Source organism: Streptomyces sp. ASQP_92, from assembly GCF_025399895.1.
GTDB lineage: Bacteria > Actinomycetota > Actinomycetes > Streptomycetales > Streptomycetaceae > Streptomyces.
Window position 1 is genome coordinate 393,824 of sequence record NZ_JAODUA010000002.1, and the last position, 19,148, is coordinate 412,971.

Here is a 19,148-nt window from a genome sequence, read left to right on the forward strand (position 1 = left end):
GCACGCCGCCGTGCGGGCGCACGACCGCGTTCCGCGCCACCCGCCCCGACAACCCAAGGGACCGCCCATGCTCCCCCTCTCCTCCTCGCAGGAGATCGTCTGGCTGCACGAGCAAGTGCAGCCGGGCAGCCGCGCCTACAACTTCACCGCCTCGCTCGACCTGTGGGGCACCCTCGACGTCGACGCCCTGCGCAGCGGCCTCGCCGCCACGCTCGCCCGCCACCCCGGACTGCGGCTCGAACTCGTCCCCGTCGCCGGCGCGATGCCGGGCCAGCGGGTGGCCGAGGTGTGTCCGCCGCGCCTGCGCACCGTGGACATCACCTGGGAAGCCGACCCCGAGGCCGCCTTCGAGAAGCTGCTGCGCTCGGAGGCGGAGACGCCGCTGGACACCTTCGACGCGCCCCTGCTGCGCTGGACCCTCGTCAAACTCGCCGAGGACCAGCACCGGCTCATCCACGTGGAACACCACCTGATCCACGACGGCCACTCGTTCGCGATCCTCCTGAACGACGTCTTCAGCGTCTACCGCGCCCAAGTGCTGGGCGAAAAGCTTGAGTTGGGGACCCCCAGCTCGTACGCCGACCATGTGCGCGCCCGCGCCGACGACGTACGCGCCGAGGAGCTGAGCGCGAGCCTGGAGTACTGGTCGCGGAATCTGCGCGACGCCTCGTACGACATGCCGCTGCCCGGGCTCGCACGGCCCGGCGCCCGGCGGCGCCACCACGGCGGCCAACTGCGCCAGTCGATCGGCGCGGACCTCGCCGAGCGGCTGCGCGCCCACGCCCGCGAACGCGGCCTCACCCCGTTCGCCACCCTCCTCGGTCTCTTCGCCGAACTGTTGCGGCGCCACAGCGGACGCAGCCAGATGGTGGTGGGCACCGCCGTCGGCAACCGGCCGCGCGGCTACGAGGACGCCGTCGGCATGTTCGTGAACACCATTCCGCTCCGTCTCGACCTGGATGCGACGGCCCCCGCCGAGGACACCATGGACGAGGTGACCGACACCCTCATCCGCGCGCTGCCCCACCAGGAGGTGCCGGTCCAGGAGCTCACCCGGGCGCTCGGCCTGCACACATCGGGCGCCGACAACCCGCTGTTCAGCGTCATGTTCAGCGCCCATGACGCGCCCCTGCCCGAGCTGGACGTACCCGGCCTCGACGTCACCCTCTTCGAAGGGTTCAACACCGGCACCACCCGCTTCGACCTCGATGTGGTGCTGCTCCCCGACGACCGGCGCGGAGTGAGCCTGCGCCACGGCGCCGCCGGCATGACCCTCGTCTGGGACTACGACGCCGACCTGTTCGGCGAGCCCGTGGCTAAGCTCCTCGCCGAGCGCTTCCTCGACCTGCTGCGCGCCTACCTCGACGCGCCCGCCACCCCGCTCGCCGACCTCGCGCCGCCCGCGGCGCCCCAGGAAGCGGCGCCGCCGGTCGCCGTCGCCCCGGGCCGCGACCCGCTCGATGCGGCCGCCGCCCACGACCCGTCCCTGCCCGCCCTCCTCATCGGCGCCCGCCGGCTCACCTACGGTGACCTGGACGCCCAGGTCACCTCCCTCGCCGAGCGGATGCTGGCCGCCGGGGTGCGGGCCGGGCAGCCGGTGGCCGCGGTGCTGCCGCGCGGCGTCGACTCGGTGGTGACCCTGCTCGCCTGTCTGCGCACCGGCGCGGTGTACTGCCCGCTGTCGCCGTCCGACCCCGCCGCGCGTCTGGAGCTGCTGCTCGACCGGCTGGCCCCGGCGCTCGTCCTCACCACCCGGGGCAGTGCGGTGCGCGTCCCCGAGGGCCTGCCGCACGCCGACGTCGACGCCCCCGTCCTGCCCACCGCGCGCGCCGCGGATGTCGTGCCGGGCGCGGCGTACGTCATCCACACCTCCGGCTCCACCGGCATACCCAAGGCGGTGGCCGTCGGGCGCGAGGCGCTGGTCAACCATCTGACCGGCACGGCCGAGAGGTTCGGCCTCGCGGCGGGGGACCGGGTTCTCCTGTTCGCGCAGCCGTCGTTCGACGTCGCCCTCGAAGAGGTGCTGCCCTCGCTGTACGCGGGCGCCTGCCTCGTCGTACCCGAGCAGGACGTGCCCACCGGCGGGGAGCTGGCGCAGCTGCTCGCCGCCGCCCGCGTCACCGTGGCCAACCTGCCCACCAGCTACTTCCTCGCCACCCGTGAAGAGCTGCTGCCCGTCCTGGTGGAGGGCCGCTGGGCGCCGCGCCTGATCGTGCTCGGCGGCGAACGCATCCCGGCCGACGTGATGCGCGCCTTCTTCGCCGACACGGCCGCCGACGCCGCCACCGGGCCCCGGTTCTCGGTGCTGAACGTGTACGGCGTGACCGAGGCCGCCATCAGTTCCACCGTCCACGAGATCACCCCGGAAGGCCTCGTCGAGGGCGCCGAGATCCCCCTCGGCACCGAACTGCCCGGCGAGCGCATCCACATCCTGGACGAGAGCCTGCGCCCGCTTCCCACCGGCGCGGTCGGCGAACTCGCCATCGGAGGCGCCGGGTTGGCCGAGGGGTATGTCGGCAACCCGGAGGCCACCAACGCCCGCTTCGTCACCGTCGAGGCCCTCGGCGGCGAACGTGTCTACCTCACCGGCGACCTCGGCTACCGGGGCGAGGACGGACTGCTGCGCTTCCTCGGCCGCCGCGACAACCAGATCAAACTGCGCGGCTACCGCATCGAACTCGAAGAGGTCGAGACCGCGGCCTCCGCCGCGCTGGGCGGCCGCTCCTGCGCCGTCGTCCTCGACCGGGAATCCGGCGGCGGCCCCCGTCTGGTCGCCTTCCGTGAACGCGCCGACGAGGTCGAGGACTGGGACGAGCAGGCCCTGCACGCCGAGCTGAGCCGGCGCCTGCCCGGCGCCCTGGTGCCCGGTCGCTGGATCCTCCTCGACAGCATGCCGACGCTGGCCGGAGGCAAGCCCAACCGGGCCGCCCTCGCCCGCCTCGCCGCGGAGCCGGCCCCGGCCGCCCCCGTCGAGGAGGCTGCGCCCCTGAGCGACCCCGCCCTCTCGGACGACCCGGCCGTCGTGCTGCTCGCGGAAGGCTGGCGCGAGGTGCTGGGCCACGACCGCTTCGAGGAGAGCTCGCACTTCTTCCACATCGGCGGACACTCGCTGCTCGCCGCCCAGCTGGCGGCCTGGCTGGAGCCGCGCCTTGGCGAGCGCCCCTCGCTGCGCCTGCTCTTCCAGCACCCGGTCCTCGCCGACCAGGCCCGCGCCCTCGCCCGGACCGCCGCCCCCGCCCTCGCCACGCCGAAGGAGTCGTGATGACCGAGCAGTTGATGGACCGTCAGAATTTTGCTGTCGCCGGTTCCGCCCCCAGCATCCTGCACGGCGCGCCCCTGACCGGCGCCGCCGAACCCACCGTGCTGGCCCGCTTCGAGGAGTGGGTACGCACCACGCCCGACGCCCCCGCGGTGATCGACGGCGAGCATCGCTGGAGCTATGCCCAGCTCGACGAGGCCGCCCGGGTCGTCGCCGAAGCGCTGGGCGGCCGGGTGCGGCCCGGCGAGCTCGTCGGCGTCTGCCTGGACCGCTCGGCGGCCCTGGTCGCCACCGCCGTCGCCCTGGCCCGGATCGGCGCGGTCTATCTGCCGCTCGGCCCGCGCCCGGGAGAGCGCCGCATCAACGCCGTCACCGAGGACATCGGCGTCGTCTGCCTCATCGGCGACCCGGAGGTGCTGCCGCACCGTCAAACAGCTGCCACGGAAGTCGAGTTGGCGCTTCCTGTCGAGGGGGCGAACGCCGCCGCCCGTGTCGTCGCCTCCTTCGGGGCCGTCGCACCGGGTGCCCGCACCGCGCCGTCCGGCGCCCTGTACGCCGTACTCACCTCCGGCTCCACCGGCCGCCCCAAGGCGGTCGCCGTCGCCGAGCCCGCCCTCGCCACCCTCCTGGACTGGTACCGCGCCGAGACCGGGGTCGCCCCCGGCGACCGGCACTCCCTCCTCATCGGCGTCGCCTTCGACCCGCACCTGCTGGAGCTGTGGGGCGGCCTGACCTCCGGCGCCGCGCTCATCCCCGCCCCCGACGAGGTGCGCTGGGACCCGGCGGCCCTCACCGACTGGTGGCGCGCGGCCGACGTCACCCTCGCCGTCGCGGCCACCCCCATGATCGAACCGCTCCTGGACCGGCCCTGGCCCCAGGATCTGAAAGTGCGTCACCTCATGGTCGGCGGCGACCGGATGCGCCGCCGCCCCGGCCCCGACGTCACCGCCACCGTCCACAACGCCTACGGCCCCGCCGAGGCCACCGTGATCACCACCACCCACGCCATGCGCCCGTCCGACCCGGACGTGCACACGGACGCCGCGCCGCCCATCGGCACGCCCATCGCGGGCGTGACGGTCGCCGTCACCGACGCCGACGGCGCCGTCCTGGAGCGCGGCACGGACGGTGAACTGCGCATCGGCGGAACCTGCCTCGCCCTTGGCTACCTCGACCCCGAGCTCACCGCCCGCCGCTTCACACCGCCGCCGGCCGGCCTGCCCGACCTCGACCGCATGTACCGCACCGGCGACCGGGTACGGATGCTCGACGACGGCCGCCTTGAGTTCCTCGGCCGCCTCGACGACCAGGTCAAGATCAGCGGAGTGCGCATCGAACCGGCCGAGGTCGAGGCCGCGTTCGAACACGACCCGGCCGTCCGCAGCGCCGTCGTCACCGCCCCGCGCGACGCCGAGGGCCGCGCCCGGCTCGTCGCGTACGTCCTGCCCGCGGCCGGCGCCACCCCCGACGCGGACGCACTCCTCACCGCCGTACGCGCCTGGCTCCCCGAACAGGCCGTGCCCTCGGCCGTACGCGTCGTCGACGCCTTCCCGCTCGACGCCAACGGCAAGGTCGACCGCCCCGCCCTGGTGAAGCGGGCCGAGGAGTCTTCCGCGATCCCCACCGCCGAGGCCGCCCTGCCCGAGGGCGCGAGCGCCGACGAACTGCTCGTGCTCACCGCGGTCCGCGACCTGCTCGGCCGCCCCGAAACCACCCTGGAGGAGAACTTCACCGACGCCGGAGGCACCTCCATCCTCGCCGCCCGGCTCCTCGAAGCACTGGAGAAGGCGACCCAAGTGAGGCTGCGCGCACCGGAGTTGCTCCGCCAGCCCGACCTCAGGGCGATCGCCGCCGTACTCGGCAGGCGCCGCGCCACCGCGCACACCGCGAGGCCCTGACGTGACGACTTCGCGGCCCCTGCTCGACGACCGGAAGGAAACGACCGTGACCGTGATACGGACCGGACTGCCCGCCCTGGTGGCGCGGCACGCCGAACGCACCCCGCACGCCCTCGCGGTGGCGGACGGCGACACCACCCTGACGTACGCGCAGCTCGCCTCCGCCGCCCGCCGCCTCGCCGCCCACCTCCAGGACCGCGGCGTACGACCCGGGGACTCCGTGGCGCTCCTGATGCCGCGCTCGGCCAGGACCGTCGTCGCCCAGCTCGCCCTGTGGTGGGCCGGCGCCGCCTGCGTACCGCTGGACCCCGCGCACCCCCGCCCCCGGACCGCGGCCATGCTCGAGGACTCGGGCGCCACCTTGACCGTCGGCGACAGCAAGCTCCTCGAAGCGGCCGGCCCGACCGGCGCCGTCCTCGCCCTGCCCGCCGACGAGCAGCTCGCCGACGCGGAGACCGCCGGCGACGGCCCCGGCCCCGACGACATCGCGTTCGTCATGTTCACCTCCGGCTCCACCGGCCGCCCCAAGGGCGTCGCGATCCGCCACGGCGCCATAGCCGAGCTCGTCACCGACCCCGACTACGTCACCGTCACCGCACGCGACCGGGTGCTCCTGCACTCCCCGGCGACGTTCGACGGCTCGACGTTCGAGGTGTGGTCGGCGCTCGCCAACGGCGCGGCCGTCGTGGTGTGCACCACCGAGCGGCCCTCGTTCGAGGACCTGGCCAAGGAGGTGGAACGGCACGGCGTCACCGTCGCGTTCTTCACCACCGCCCTCTTCCACCAGCTCGCCACCCGCCGCTCACGCGTCTTCTCCCTGCTGCGCACCGTCGTGGTCGGCGGCGAGGCGATGGCCTCCCAGCACGCCCGCGCCGTGCTCCGCGCCTTCCCCTGGGTCGAGCTCGTCAACGGCTACGGGCCGACCGAGACCACCACCTTCGCCACCGCCCACCGCGTCAGCGACGCCGACTGCGAGGGGCCGGTACCGATCGGCCGGCCCATCGCCGGAGCGACGGCCCACATCCTCGACGAGGCGGGCCTGCCCGTCGCCGACGGCGCTCGTGGCGAACTGTGGATCGGCGGCACCCGGCTGGCCCACGGATACACCCGGCGGCCCGAGTTGACCGCCGAACGCTTCGTCGACCATCCCGCGCTCGGCCGCCTCTACCGCACCGGCGACCTCGTCTCGGCCCGCCCCGACGGCGTCCTCGACTTCCACGGCCGCACCGACGACCAGGTCAAGGTGCGCGGCTTCCGCATCGAACCCGGCGAGATCGAGCACGCCCTGCGCGAGCAGCCGGAGCTGGACGACGCGGCCGTCACCGTACGCCGCCCCACCCCCGACGACGCCCGCCTGGCCGCCTACGTGGTGGCCGGCCCCGGCCCCGTGCCGCGCCCCGAGGCGCTCCTGGCCCGTCTCACCGCCATCCTGCCCGCCCACCTGGTCCCGGACGAGCTGACCGTCGTGGACCGGCTGCCCCTCACCACCTCCGGCAAGGTCGACCGCCGGGCCCTCGCGGATCTCGCCACGGCCGTCGAGACCAAGGGCGCCGCACAACCGCTGACCCCGCTCCAGCAGGCCGTCGCCGAGGTGTGGGGACGCTCGCTCGGCTGCGAAGTGACCCGGCCCGACGCCGACTTCCTCGACCTCGGGGGCCACTCCCTGCTCGCCCTCGTCGTCGCCGAGGAACTGCGCGAGGACCTCGGCGTGGAGCTGTCGCTCGCCGACTTCTTCGCCGCGCCCACGGTGGCCGGAAACGCCGCCCTCGTCGAGCGCGCCCTGCTCGCCACCCACACCGATCTGCACCCCGACGCGACCGAGGACACCGATGGCCGCCACTGACACCTCCGCCGCCCTCCAGCAGGAGCTGCTGCGCAGGGCCCGCGCCCGCGCCGCCGGCCGCTCCGCCCCGGAGCCCACGGCCCCCCGCGCCACCGGGCCCGCTCCGCTCACCCACGCCCAGCGCCGCATGTGGCTCATGGAACGCCTCGGCCGAGGCGGCGCCCAGTACAGCGTGCCGTTCGCCACCCGGCTGAACGGCCCGCTGGACCTCGACGCCCTGGGCTCCGCGCTCACCGAGCTGGTACGCCGCCACGAGATCCTGCGCACCCGCTACCTCCGCGACGGCGAGGAGGCCCACCAGGAGCCGCTGCCGGCCCCCGACCGGGTCGCCGTCACCGTCATCGACTCGCCGGACGACGGCGGCGACCTCCTGACCGAGGAGGCCCGCCGCCCGTTCGACCTCGCCGAGAACACGCTCCCGCGCGCCCTGGCCCTGCGGCACGCGCCGCAGGACCACACCGTGTTGCTGACGTTCCATCACATAGCCATCGACGGCGGCTCGTTGGACACGGTGGCCGACGAACTCCGCGCGCTGTACGCGGCCGCCGTGGACGGACACCCGGCCGAGCTGCCCGAGCCGCCGCAGTACGCGGACTTCGCGCGCCGCGAGCACGCCGGGGCGGACCGCCTGGAGGACGGTCTCACCCACTGGACCCGTCGTCTCACCGGAGCCACCGCGCCCCGCCTGCCCCGGCCCGCCACCCCGCCCGCCGACATCGCCGAACACCCGGCGGCGACCCGCACCACCGAGCTCGGCGCCTTCGTGCTGCCCGCCCTGCGCGAACTCGGCAAGCAGCGCCGCGCCACCGCGTTCACCGTGAACCTGGCCGCCGCGTTCGCCGCGCTGCACCGCCTCACCGGCGAACTCGACCTCGTCATCGGCTGCGCCGCCACCCACCGCGAGGGCCCGGCGATGCGCGGCATGGTGGGCCTGTGCGTCAACACCCTTCCGGTACGCGTCGACCTGTCCGGCGACCCCGAGTTCACCACCCTCGTCGAGCGCGTACGCGACGCGCTCCTCGACGCGCAGCACCACCGCGACGTGCCGTTCGACCTGATCCTGGAACGCCTCGGCAGCGCCGCGCGCGGCGACGACGGCACCCCGCTGCTGCGGGTCACCGCGGACGTCGTGGGCGAGCAGACCGCCCTGCGCCTGCCGGGACTTGAGGCGCGGCCCGTCGAAGTCGGCGTCGGCGAGGCCAAGTTCGACCTGACCTTCGCCCTGCTCGACACGGACACACCCGCGAGCCTGGTCCAGTACGGGCGGGCCGCCCTCGACGAGGAGACGGGCCGCGCCCTGGCCGCCTCCTTCGCCGACCTGCTCACCGCCGTCGCGGCCGACCCCGCGCTGCGGCTCTCCCAGCTGCCGGGCCGCCTCGCCGAACCGCGATCCGCCGCGGCCCACCCCGCCGAGGTCCGCCTCCTGGCCCACCCCGACACGGCCGACGCCCACGTGCCGGACCCGGCGGGCGGGCCCCTGCTGGCCTACGCGGTCCTGAACCGCACCGGCGGACCCTCGCCCGTCCAGCTACGCGCCCATCTGCGCACGGTGCTCCAGCGCGAACTCGTCCCGGCCGCCGTCATCCTGCTCGACACGATGCCGCGCACCGCCGACGGCGGTGTCGACCACGCCCGGCTGCCCGCCGCGCCGACTCCGGCCGCCCCCAGGAGCCGCCACATCGAAGCGGTGACGGAGGCCTTCGCCGGACTGCTCGACCGCAGGCCAGGACCGGACGACGACTTCTTCGCGCTCGGCGGGCACTCCCTGGCCGCCGTTCAGCTCGCCGAGCGTCTGCGCGCGACGCTCACCTTGCCGCTGGTCGGCCTCGACATCATGCAGACCCGTACGCCACGAGCGATCGCGGCCCTCCTCGACGCCCGCGCCGCACAGCGGGCCACGGCCGTCGCGGCATCGGCGTCGGCGTCGGCGTCGGACCGGGCCGCGCGACCGCGCCGCACCCGCGAGGGTACCGTCCTGGTGACCGGTGGCACGGGCGGCGTCGGGGCGTTCGTCCTGCGTGAACTGGCCGCCCAGGGACGGCCGGTGCTGGCCCTGGCCCGGCCGGAGTCGGCGCACCTGGTCGGCGGCGACGGCATCGAGGTGATCGAGGGTGACCTCGGCGACCTGGAGAGCCTGCGCGCCGCCGTGGAGAGCGCGGACGCCGTGATCCACGCCGCGTGCACCTTCACCCGCCCCGAGGTCGACATCGCCGCGATGAAGGCCATGGCCGACGCCTGGCGAGGCGGCCCCTTCGTCTTCGTCAGCAGCGTGGACGCCTACGGTCACCCGAGCGGCACCCACGTCGCCGAGGAATCCGCGTCGCAGGCCCCGGTGAGCCCGTACGGACAGGCCAAACTCGACTGCGAGCGCATCCTGTTGGCCGCGGCGGGCACCGAGGGCCGGGGCGGTGCGAGCGCCGTGCGCTCACCCATCGTGTGGGGGGCCCATGACCGCCTGCGCGACCAGCTCCGCTGGGGCGCGACGGGGTTGCTGTACCAGGCGGCCCTCGCCGGCCACCCCATCCAGCTGCCCGCGTCCGGCGCCAGGGGTCACGACTGGTACGGCGCGCCCTGGGTCCACGCGGCCGCGCTGGCCCGCGCCGTGACCTCCTGCCTCGACGCGCCCGTCCACGGCGTGGCCAACGCGGTCGGCGGACACGTGGCCTGGTCCGACCTGACCGCCGAACTGGTGACACTGCTCGGCAGCGACAGCGTCGTAACCTTCGGTGAAGAGGTGCACCAGGACCTCGACCACCACTGGCACTACCGCGCGGACCGCCTCGCGACGGCCCTGCGCCCGGCTCCCGGCGAAGACCTGCATACGGTACTCGCCGAGATGATCGCCCCATTGGGGCTTAAGTAGGCACCGCAGTAAGGAAGTTGAGGCGTCCACCGCGCCCACGGCGTCCATGGCGTCCGCGAACCGGAGGGTCGGGAACGTGGGCGCCATGGACGCCACCGGGCACACACGAGCGGCCGGCCCGTCTCATCAGCGCAGCACCAGCACCACCACCAGCACCATCAGGAGTCCATGTGTTCCCCGCACCGTCCCACCGCTCCGCCGTCCCCTCCGGCCGGTCCCGGCGTTCTGTCCGCGTCGGCCGGTCACCGGTGCATAGGGCCGTGATGGCTTCCGCCCCCGTGCTCGCGGTGGTTCTGATCGCTCTGGAGATCGGGGCCGGACCGTCCGCCCGGGCGCAGACGCCTGAGCCCATGGCGGCCGGCCACACTCACGGCGCCTCATCGGTGGTGCAAAGCCCTACAGCCCCCCTCGAAGCCACCATTTCCGAGGGGCAGGTCAAGGAGGTGGCCCCGGGTGGTGTGATCAGGTATCCGAGTGTGACGAGCTGTCTGACCGTGACAGTACGGCTGCGTGGCGGCGGCCTCGTGGGGGCCCACGCCAGTCTGTTCCAGGTGCCGGGGGAGTTGCGTTCCGACCGGATTCTGCCCGCCCTCAAGGCCCGTGTCGGCGGCCGGCCGGTGCTCGCGATCGACGTCAAGGGAGCGGTGGGCGCCTGGCATCCCAGCTATTTCGCGAAGGCCATCGAGAGCTACGGCGACGCGGACCCGGTGCCGGTCCCGGTCGGCCAGGACGTCGAGGGCCTCGCCCGCGCGGTGGCCGACGGCCTGGGCCGCCCCCGTTCCCTCGTCACCGTGCGGGACGTACCGGACGGCGACCAGATCGTGCGCTGACCCTGCCTGTGTGGACCGGGGCCGGTATCAGGGCAGGGTCGTCGGGGGAAGGAACTCGCGCGGAGCCTCCCGGTGCCACCACGCCCCCGTGGTGCGGCGTTCCTGCCAGGTGGTGAAGCGATAGCGCCACATGCGGGCGCGGATGAACACCGGCGGGGCGTCGGGGAACGGATTGTGCCGCAACAGGCGCAGTGTGTCCCGGTCGTTGACCAGGAGCCGCTCGACGAATGCGCTGAACCAGGAATATCCGTAGGACGGCGAGAGCGCGAGGAACCAGAGAAGCCAGTCGAGGCGCAGGTGATAAGGCGCGAACTGCCGGGGCAGACGGCGCACATCGCCCGGCTTCCCGTGGAATTCGTACTCCCGCCAGATCGTCGACTCCGTGATGTGCTCGTCCGCCGTTCCCTCGATGACGACCTCGTGCCGGATGCGGGTGATGCTCCCGAAGGCGCCGTAGGAGTTCACCAGATGCAGCGGCTCGTACGTCGTGTTCATCCGCTGGCCGCGGGAGAGGAGATTGCGGGCCGGCCGATAGCTGAGGGCCAGGACCAGGGCGGCGACCAGGAGGACCACGATCCGGTACCAGGGTGCGGGGCCGGGCAGCGACGGAGGAGTGGCGACGAGCGAGCCGTCGAGGGCGGAGGCGGCGAGGACGATGGTCAGCCAGTTGAGCCAGGCGAAGTTCCCGGACAGCACCAGCCACAACTGGGTGCAGATGATCAGCGCCGCGGCGATGCTCGCCACCGGCTGGGGAGTGAACAGCACGACGGGGACGCCGAGTTGGACGACGTGGTTGGCCGCGACCTCGACGCGGTGGACGGGCTTGGGCAGATGGTGGAAGAACCAGCTCAGCGGGCCGGGCATCGGCTGCGTCTCGTGGTGGTAGTACAGACAGGTCAGGTCGCGCCAACAGGCGTCGCCGCGCATCTTGATGAGTCCGGCACCGAACTCCACGCGGAACAGCACCCAGCGCAGGAGCCACAGCAGGATCACCGGCGGGGCCACCTCGTCGTTGCCGAGGAAGACGGCGAGGAATCCGGTTTCCAGGAGCAGCGACTCCCAGCCGAAGCCGTACCAGGTCTGGCCCACATTGACGATCGACAGATACAGCGCCCACAGCACCGCCCAGAACACCATCGCCGCCCAGAGCGGCACGGCATCGGCGGCGCCCGCCGCGACGGCTCCGGCCAGGAGTGCCCCCGACCACGCGCACGCCGCGAACAGCCGGTCGGAATACCGCAGTTGGAACAGGCTCGGCGCCACGCGGAAGGGCACGCGCCGGACGAAATCGGGTACGGGCAGCATGCCGCGCTCCCCGATGAGTGCCCTGAACTGAAGGGCCGCCGCCGCGAACGCCACCAGATAGACGGCGGCGAGCGAGCGCTGGAACACCAGTCGGCCGAGCCAGTACGCCGACGACGAGAACCACTCCATGGCGGGGCGCCTCCAGTGGGGGAGTGGGCGGTGGATGCAGGGAGGAGAGCGTGCGCTGTCTTCGTAGCCGGGATCGCGGTGACAGGCGAGGCGGCCGACGGCGGGTTCACCCGCTCGCGCGACAACCGTGATGATCCGAAAATGGCCGCCGGCCCCGGCGTCGCCTCCGCCGGGCCGCACGACAACAACGGGGCGAGCGTGTCCGGCGTCACGGGCGTCACCCGCAACGAAGGCCGCACCTCCGGCTGCTTCCGCGTCTACGGCGTGGGTGCCTGGATCGACGACAACACCGGCGGTGCACACGCCCTGATCCAGGACCGCGACTACAACACCCTCGTCGATACCGATCCCAACAACTACTGCTACAACGGCAGTTACGACTTCCCCCCGGCCTGGCACATCAAGGCGTGCTGTGCGGACGACGCGCCGCCGGCACGGTGCGGGCGTGACTGTCGCCCCGCACCGTGCCGGCCCCCCAGTACGCGACGTGGCTCAGACGTTGACGCCGTAGTCCGAGGCGATACCGGCAAGACCCGAGGCGTAACCCTGGCCCACGGCGCGGAACTTCCACTCGGCCCCGTGCCGGTAGAGCTCCCCGAACACCATCGCGGTCTCGGTCGAGGCGTCCTCGCTGAGGTCGTAGCGGGCCAGTTCGGCACCGCCCGACTGGTTGATCACCCGGATGTAGGCGTTGCGCACCTGGCCGAAGTTCTGGCCCCGGGCCTGCGCGTCGTGGATGGAGACCGGGAAGACGATCTTCGCGACGGGCCCAGGGACGGCGGTGAGGTCGATGTGGATCGTCTCGTCGTCCCCCTCGCCCTCACCGGTGAGGTTGTCGCCGGTGTGGCGCACCGAACCGTCGGGGCTGGTCAGGTTGTTGTAGAAGACGAAGTGGCTGTCGGAGAGCACCCGGCCGCTCGCGTCACACAGCAGCGCGCTGGCGTCGAGGTCGTGGTCCGTGCCGGTGGTCGTGCGCACGTCCCAGCCCAGGCCCACCGTGACGGCCGCGAGGCCGGGAGCTTCCTTGCTCAGCGAGACATTGCCGCCCTTGCCCAGGCTCACGCCCATGTCGTTCCTCCGTGGTTGTGCCGGTTCCGTCGTCCGAATACAACGCCCGGCACGCGGCTACGGTTCCATGATTGCGCAATCCTTGAAGTGAGGGTGGCGTCGATGAGCGAGTATCGGCCGATCACACGGTCGCCGGTACGGGGCGCTTCAGTACGCGCCGACCGCCACGGTCATCGGGGGGCGGGTCCGGCTGGAGGGGCGCCGGTGGTCGCGGCGTCGTACAACGCCCGCGTCGCCGTGTCGAAGTAGGCGCTGTACGACACCTGCGAGGTGCTGCCGCCCGTGTGGTAGCCGCCGATGACTCCGACGACCGCCCACCCGCCCGACCACGGCACCAGCATGGGCCCACCGCTGGTGCCGCCCACGAACCCGTCACAGGCGATGCGCTCGAAGACACCGGGGTCCGCCGGATCGTCGCTGACCCACTTGGTGGTCCGGCTCCGGCACTCCAGTGGCTTCTGCGCGCCGCCGGGGTAGCCGATCATGCGCACCGGGGAGTGGGAATACCCCGACCCGGTCAGCAGATGCACCCCGCCGACCGCGTCCTCCAGCCGCTTCCCGTCCTGGTTGGGCTCGGTGACCGCGAACCCGAAGTCATAGGCGGCGCCCGCGTGTTCGCCTCGGTCGTAGTACTCCTGCGAGACGTAGACGCCGTTGTCCCGCACGGGGAAGATGCCGAACGGTGTGAGCCCGTCGTGGTACTGCGGCACGAAGCCCAGGTGGCGCTGGGGGGCGCTGCCGGCGTACCCCTTCAGGCAGTGCCCGGCGCTCAGCACCAGATCGCGGCCGGGGCTGCGGACCACCGAACCGCTGCACGTACGTCCCGTACCGGAGTCGTCCGTCCAGAAGAAGGTGCCCGCTTGCGGGATGCCGTCGAAGCTCCTGCTCGGGGGGATGGACTCGCCCGGGCGCGGACCGTCCCCGCTGGGGGACGCGCCGGTGGCTCCCGGGGTGTCACCCGGGCCGGTGCCGGTGCCTCGGCTCGTACCTCTGTCCGTGCCGGTGCCGGTACGCGCGTCGGCGGGCAGTGCGGCCGTCAGGCGAGCGGCGGTCCAGTAGGCGCCGAGCTCGGCCGCGCTCCGGCCGGGGGCCGCCGGGACGCCCGCGGCGTATGCCGTCGGACTCAGGCCGGCGGACAGCAGGAGGGCGGCCCCGAAGCCAACGGCATGGCGGAAGATCCTGGTCCTGGGCACCATCAATTCCCCTCTGCGCGCACATGTCTGACGCCTCACCATACGGCCGCCGCGGCGGGGCGCAGAAGCACGCGTGGCCACCGGGCGCGGCGGCGGGAAGGAGAACAAGGAGGTGGGCGACAGTCCGCACCGGCCATGCCCGATGCCACACCTTCACCCCACCGTGAACCGACGGACGACACCCCGGCGCACCCGCGGGCCAAGCCCATTCCCCGCCCATATGTGGTGGGCACCCACCCGGGCCCCTACCTCCTCCCAGCAGGCGCCATAGGCAGTTCGCTATGACCACGTTCCCCGCAGGGCTCTTGGACGGGGGTGGGGCCCGGCTGTTCTGCTGGGGCCATGCGAGACAACACGACACGCCCTGCCTTTCCGCGCCGCTCCCGTACGACGTGGCCCGCGGCGCTCCTCGCCCTCACGGTGCTCACCACCGGCACCGCCTCCACCGCGCGCGCGGCCGAGACCGGCCACCGGCTCCCCACCACCGCCCCGGCGTCCCTCCATGTGGACGGCACACATGGTGTGGTGGACGAGCTGAGGCGTCTGGAGGCCGCCCACCATGTACGCATCGGTGCCTACGCCGTCGACACCGTGACCGGACGGACCATCAGCTACCGGGGCGACGAGACGTTCCCCTCCCTGTCCACCTTCAAGGCCATGGTGTGCGCGGCCGTCCTCGACAAGGCGCGCCGCGCGGAGCCCGGCCTGATGGAGAAGGTCGTCCACTGGAAAGCGGCCGACGAGGTCGCCAACTCGCCCGTCACCGGCGGACAGGGGGTGAAGGGGATGACGGTGGCGGACCTCTGCCACGCGGCCATCACCCGGAGCGACAACACCGCCGGCAATCTGCTGCTCCACCAGATCGGCGGCCCCCGGGGCATGACCCACTACTACCGTTCCCTCGGCGACCCGGTCTCCCGACTCGACCGCTGGGAGCCGGAGTTGAACGACTGGAGGCCCGGTGAGCGCCGGGACACCACGACCCCCGCCGCCATGGGCCGCGACCTCGCCAGGACCTCCCTGGGCAGCGGCCTGGAGCCGGCCGACCGGGACCGTCTGAACGGGTGGCTGCGTGCCACCGTCACCGGCGGCGAACGCATTCGGGCCGGTCTGCCCAAGGACTGGACGGTGGGTGACAAGACCGGCACCACCGACGCCTACGGGTCCGCCAACGACATCGCCGTGGCCCGGCCGGCTTCGGGCCATCCCGTGGTCCTCGCGATCTACACCAACCACACCACCGCCGACGCCCCCGTGGACAACGCGGTGATCGCCCGGACGGCCTCGACCCTGGCCCGCGGTCTCGGAATGCCGGCAACCTGACGCGTCGACCGGGAGTCGGGCGGCGGATCGGACACCGGCCGCGGATGCGGTGCCGGGCGGCGGTTCGGTCGCCGGGGCTGGGCCGCAGCGCCTCCCGCCGGTGCGGGCCCGAACCGCCGTCTTCCGGCGCGTCCTGGCGTGCCGCCGACACATGGTTCTGCCAGGGTCGGCGTGGTACACCCCCACGGTGCTGCGGCCCGGCCTCCCGCGCGCACACCACCCCCGGGGCACGTTCGCAGAGGGAAGTGAGACCACGGCATGGAGAAGTTCTCCCTGGAAGCAATCGCCCGCGCCCAGCTCGACGCCGCCCGCAACGCCGGGGCGGGGCGCAGTGCGTCCACGGTGATCGGCGGACACGAGCGCGCCCTGCGTCAGACGGTCATGGCACTGACCGCGGGGAACACGCTCGGCGAACACGACAACGGCGGCGAGGCCACGCTGCTGGTGTGGACGGGTCGGATCCGTCTCGTCGCGGGGCCGGACACGTGGGAGGGCCGGGACGGAGACCTCCTGGCGGTGCCCGCCATGGCGCACACGGTGGAAGCCCTGGAGGACTCGGCGTTCCTGCTGACCGTCGCGATGTCCTGAAAGCGGTTGCCCGAGGGGGCGGCCCTGCGGACTTCCTGGTCCGGCTGTCCGGCTGTCCGGCTGCCCGGCTGCCCGGCTGCGCCGACGTCGTCTACAGTCGCCGCATGACCGAGGCCGCCCATCTGAGTACCACTCGGGAGTCGTACGACAGCAGCGCCGCCGTCTACGCCGAACGCGTCGTCCCGCCCGCCGAACTGGACCCCGTGTCCCGCGCGATGCTGGCCGCTTTCGCGGAACTCGTCAGGGGGTTGGCGGGGGACCGGTCGCGGACGTCGGGTGCGGGCCCGGAGGGGTTGTGGGCCGGACCGCACTGGTGCAGCGTGCGGGGATGACCTTGGCCATCGCGCATCTCAGCGACCCGCACCTCACCTCCGGCGCGCTGGCGGGCGCCCCCGCCGAGGCGCTGCGCCGCGCACTCGGCAGAGTCCTCGCCCTCGACCCACCACCGGACGCCGTAGTGATCACGGGTGACCTGGCCGACCGGGGCCGCCCCGACGAGTACGCGGTACTGCGCGAGGTCATCAGCGGATTTCCCTTGCCGCTGCACCTGGTCGCGGGCAACCACGACGACCCCCAGTCCCTGCGGGACGCCTTCGCAGGCACCGTCTTCCTGGGCGGCACCTACGCCACGCACTACGCGGTGGAGCACTCCGCCTTCACCGTCGTCGTCCTGGACTCGACGGTAACGGGCTCTCCCGCCGGGCGCCTGGGCGATGCCCAACTGGGCTGGCTCGACAGGGTACTTGGGCGCAGGCCCGACGTCCCGGCATTCGTCTGCCTGCACCACCCGCCCGTCCTGGTGGGGATCGGGTTCCTGGACGGGATGCGGCTCGCGGACGGGCAGCGGCTGGCCGATGTGGTCGGGCGCCACGCCCAGGTGGCCCGGGTCCTGGCGGGCCATGTCCACCGCTCGGTCACCGCCGCCTTCGGGGGCAGCGTCCTGGCCGTGGCTCCCAGCACCCACCTCCAGAGCGGACTCGCCCTGCGCGGCGAGGTGCCCCACTACCTGTCCGAACCCACCTCCTTCCTCCTCCACCTCCGTGCGGACACCACATGGGTCACCCACACCGTTCCGGTCAGCCACGCGGGCGCCACGGTGGCCACATGGTCCTCAGGCCCATGACACCTACAACACGCCTATGACCCGGGCCCCGCCCTCCGTCGGCGGTGTCACGCCGTGAACCCCACATGTACGTGGTCGTGGTGGGTGTCGTCGGAGAAGAACTGGTTCGCCGTGGCGCCCCCGGTCAGCTGGATCGGGCCGCCCACGTTGTACGAGCCCGCCGCTGCCGCCGCCCGCATGAAGGCGGTGATCGACGTGCGCGAGGTCGCCGGGTCGACGACGGCGTGGCCGTCGATGCGCCACACATCGAAAGCCCGGCCGAGTGGGTGGTCGCTGGGGCGGTCGGTGCCGAACACGTCCAGCGGATGCCCGGAACGCACCACGCTGATGGACATCCGGTAGCTGCCCGCAAGTTGGAGCATCGCGCGCAGCACGCTGTCATGCACGGCGCCGCTGCGGATGTCGGCGACCGAGGCGGGTGGCAGCTCGATCCGGGACTGGGCGAGGACGTCCCGCGCCATCGGGCCCAGCGGCTCGGCGGGCCCCGGGGCCGCGGGGTGCAGGGCGGTGACCTCCCAGCCGTCGGAGGTGCGGCTGAGCCGTACATCGACGGTGGTGCCGCCGGGCCGGACGGCGGCACCGGCCAGGGTGGGCTGGTCGCAGACGACCAGGACGCTCGCCGTGTCGGACAGGATCCCGCCGTACTGGGCGTCGATCACCCGGACCACCGCCGCATCCGCGTGGGGTCTCAACGACCCTGCTCGCACGGCCAGTTGGGCCGCCAGCGCTTCCGGGATGCCCAGCGCCGCCGCCCGGCCGGCGGCAGCACGGTCGGTGCCCTGGCCCCGGGACCACGTGCCGAGCGCCTCGACGAGCCGCACGGCCGCGACCTTGGCCTCGGGCTGGATCTCGCCCGGCCCCGGCTGCCACGGGCGGGCCCGGGGCAGCGCGCCGCCCGGGTCCGCGGAGGCCGCCGGGCCGGAGGCGGAGGGGGTCCCGGGCGGGGACGGGGAAGCCGAGGCGGACGAGGATGCGGCGGAAGGGGTGCGTGGCCCGGAGGCGGCCGGCGTGGTGCCCGCCGCAGGCGACTTCGCTCCGCCCGAACATCCGGTGGCCCCCACACACCAGGCCGCCGTCCCGAGGAGCACCGCACGACGGGCGAGGGCTCCGGATGGACGAGGGTGGAACGGGGGAGGCAGGACCATGACCGGCTCCTCGGACGCGCGGGGTGCGGAAACGCCGCCAGTATCCGCCCGCTCGGGCCGCACGCGGCGCACCTCGCCGGACGGCCGGGCAGGCGCGTCGCCGCGGGTCGCGAGCGCCAGTCATCATGGAGTGGCGGTGCCGAGCGGAGTATTGCTCGACGTACTCATCGCCGTACGGACCGGAACACGAGGAGCGCCCCATGGCCCGCAGGGTCCACCAACCCCTGGAGAACCAGGAGTTCGACTTCATCCTCACCATGGCCGACGGCCCGGTGCTGGCCTACTTCGTCGGAACCTGGCCCAAGGCCGTGGAGGCGTGCAAGGCGATGGACCCCGTCGTGAGCGAGGCGGCCGAGCGGTACGCGGGCCGTCTGACCGCCGTCAGGGTCGACATGACCCGCTGCCCGGAACCCGTACGGCGCTACGGCGTCACGGGCGCGCCCTCGGTCGTCCTCATCAAGGCCGGGGAGGCGGCGGCCCGGGAGGCGGGTCCCCTGGACGGCCCCGCGTTGCGGGCGTTCCTGGACGGCAACCTCTGAACCGCGCCGCCCCAGGAGCGGCCGGGGCCGCGACCGGGCCGG

The 19,148-nt window shown here is 73.5% G+C and carries 14 protein-coding genes; 10 read left to right on the forward strand and 4 right to left on the reverse strand.

The genetic code is table 11. The annotated features are described in order from the left end of the window. Window positions 1-67: 67 nt before the first annotated feature. From N4G70_RS07835 to N4G70_RS07855, 5 genes are all read left to right on the forward strand, one after another. The gene (locus tag N4G70_RS07835; RefSeq protein WP_261711741.1) at window positions 68-3,262 is read left to right on the forward strand and encodes an amino acid adenylation domain-containing protein; all 3,195 of its coding nucleotides are present in this window, start codon (window positions 68-70) and stop codon (window positions 3,260-3,262) included. Next, window positions 3,262-5,157: a non-ribosomal peptide synthetase gene (locus tag N4G70_RS07840; RefSeq protein WP_261711742.1), complete on the forward strand. Its 1,896-nt coding sequence runs from the start codon at window positions 3,262-3,264 to the stop codon at window positions 5,155-5,157. The genes N4G70_RS07835 and N4G70_RS07840 overlap by 1 nt, the downstream gene beginning before the upstream one ends. A gap of 46 nt (window positions 5,158-5,203) precedes the next feature. Continuing rightward, the gene (locus tag N4G70_RS07845; protein ID WP_261711743.1) at window positions 5,204-7,000 is read left to right on the forward strand and encodes a non-ribosomal peptide synthetase; all 1,797 of its coding nucleotides are present in this window, start codon (window positions 5,204-5,206) and stop codon (window positions 6,998-7,000) included. Then, a complete protein-coding gene (locus tag N4G70_RS07850) occupies window positions 6,987-9,863 on the forward strand; it encodes a condensation domain-containing protein (RefSeq protein WP_261711744.1) in 2,877 nt (958 codons plus the stop codon). The genes N4G70_RS07845 and N4G70_RS07850 overlap by 14 nt, the downstream gene beginning before the upstream one ends. 263 nt (window positions 9,864-10,126) lie before the next feature. Continuing rightward, window positions 10,127-10,693: a hypothetical protein gene (locus N4G70_RS07855; RefSeq protein WP_261711745.1), complete on the forward strand. Its 567-nt coding sequence runs from the start codon at window positions 10,127-10,129 to the stop codon at window positions 10,691-10,693. Between the two features lie 27 nt (window positions 10,694-10,720). Here the strand turns inward: N4G70_RS07855 and N4G70_RS07860 are convergent, their stop codons facing one another. The 3 genes from N4G70_RS07860 to N4G70_RS07870 form a co-directional block, all read right to left on the reverse strand. Further along, entirely contained in the window at window positions 10,721-12,127 is a 1,407-nt protein-coding gene (locus tag N4G70_RS07860; RefSeq protein WP_261711746.1) for a lipase maturation factor family protein, read from the reverse strand. Window positions 12,128-12,619: 492 nt separating this feature from the next. Continuing rightward, window positions 12,620-13,195: a TerD family protein gene (locus N4G70_RS07865; RefSeq protein ID WP_261711747.1), complete on the reverse strand. Its 576-nt coding sequence runs from the start codon at window positions 13,193-13,195 to the stop codon at window positions 12,620-12,622. Between the two features lie 170 nt (window positions 13,196-13,365). Then, complete coding sequence (locus N4G70_RS07870; RefSeq protein ID WP_261711748.1) at window positions 13,366-14,391, reverse strand: serine protease; 1,026 nt, start codon at window positions 14,389-14,391, stop codon at window positions 13,366-13,368. A 339-nt stretch (window positions 14,392-14,730) separates the two neighbouring features. Between N4G70_RS07870 and bla the strand changes: the two genes are divergently transcribed. The 4 genes from bla (at window position 14,731) to N4G70_RS07890 (ending at window position 17,422) form a co-directional block, all read left to right on the forward strand. Continuing rightward, complete coding sequence (bla, locus tag N4G70_RS07875; RefSeq protein WP_261711749.1) at window positions 14,731-15,711, forward strand: class A beta-lactamase; 981 nt, start codon at window positions 14,731-14,733, stop codon at window positions 15,709-15,711. A gap of 258 nt (window positions 15,712-15,969) precedes the next feature. After that, window positions 15,970-16,299 (forward strand): LuxR family transcriptional regulator, encoded by a 330-nt coding sequence (locus tag N4G70_RS07880; protein WP_261711750.1) that lies wholly within the window; start codon window positions 15,970-15,972, stop codon window positions 16,297-16,299. Window positions 16,300-16,403: 104 nt separating this feature from the next. Continuing rightward, on the forward strand, window positions 16,404-16,631 hold the full coding sequence (locus N4G70_RS07885; protein WP_315904229.1) for a hypothetical protein: 228 nt from the start codon (window positions 16,404-16,406) through the stop codon (window positions 16,629-16,631). Continuing rightward, window positions 16,628-17,422: a phosphodiesterase gene (locus N4G70_RS07890; RefSeq protein WP_261712071.1), complete on the forward strand. Its 795-nt coding sequence runs from the start codon at window positions 16,628-16,630 to the stop codon at window positions 17,420-17,422. Before N4G70_RS07885 ends, N4G70_RS07890 begins: the two co-directional genes overlap by 4 nt. A gap of 47 nt (window positions 17,423-17,469) precedes the next feature. Here the strand turns inward: N4G70_RS07890 and N4G70_RS07895 are convergent, their stop codons facing one another. Beyond that, the gene (locus N4G70_RS07895; protein ID WP_261711751.1) at window positions 17,470-18,567 is read right to left on the reverse strand and encodes a hypothetical protein; all 1,098 of its coding nucleotides are present in this window, start codon (window positions 18,565-18,567) and stop codon (window positions 17,470-17,472) included. A gap of 200 nt (window positions 18,568-18,767) precedes the next feature. Between N4G70_RS07895 and N4G70_RS07900 the strand changes: the two genes are divergently transcribed. Beyond that, window positions 18,768-19,106, forward strand: coding sequence for a co-chaperone YbbN (locus tag N4G70_RS07900; protein WP_261711752.1), 339 nt, complete (start codon window positions 18,768-18,770; stop codon window positions 19,104-19,106). Window positions 19,107-19,148 lie beyond the last annotated feature (42 nt).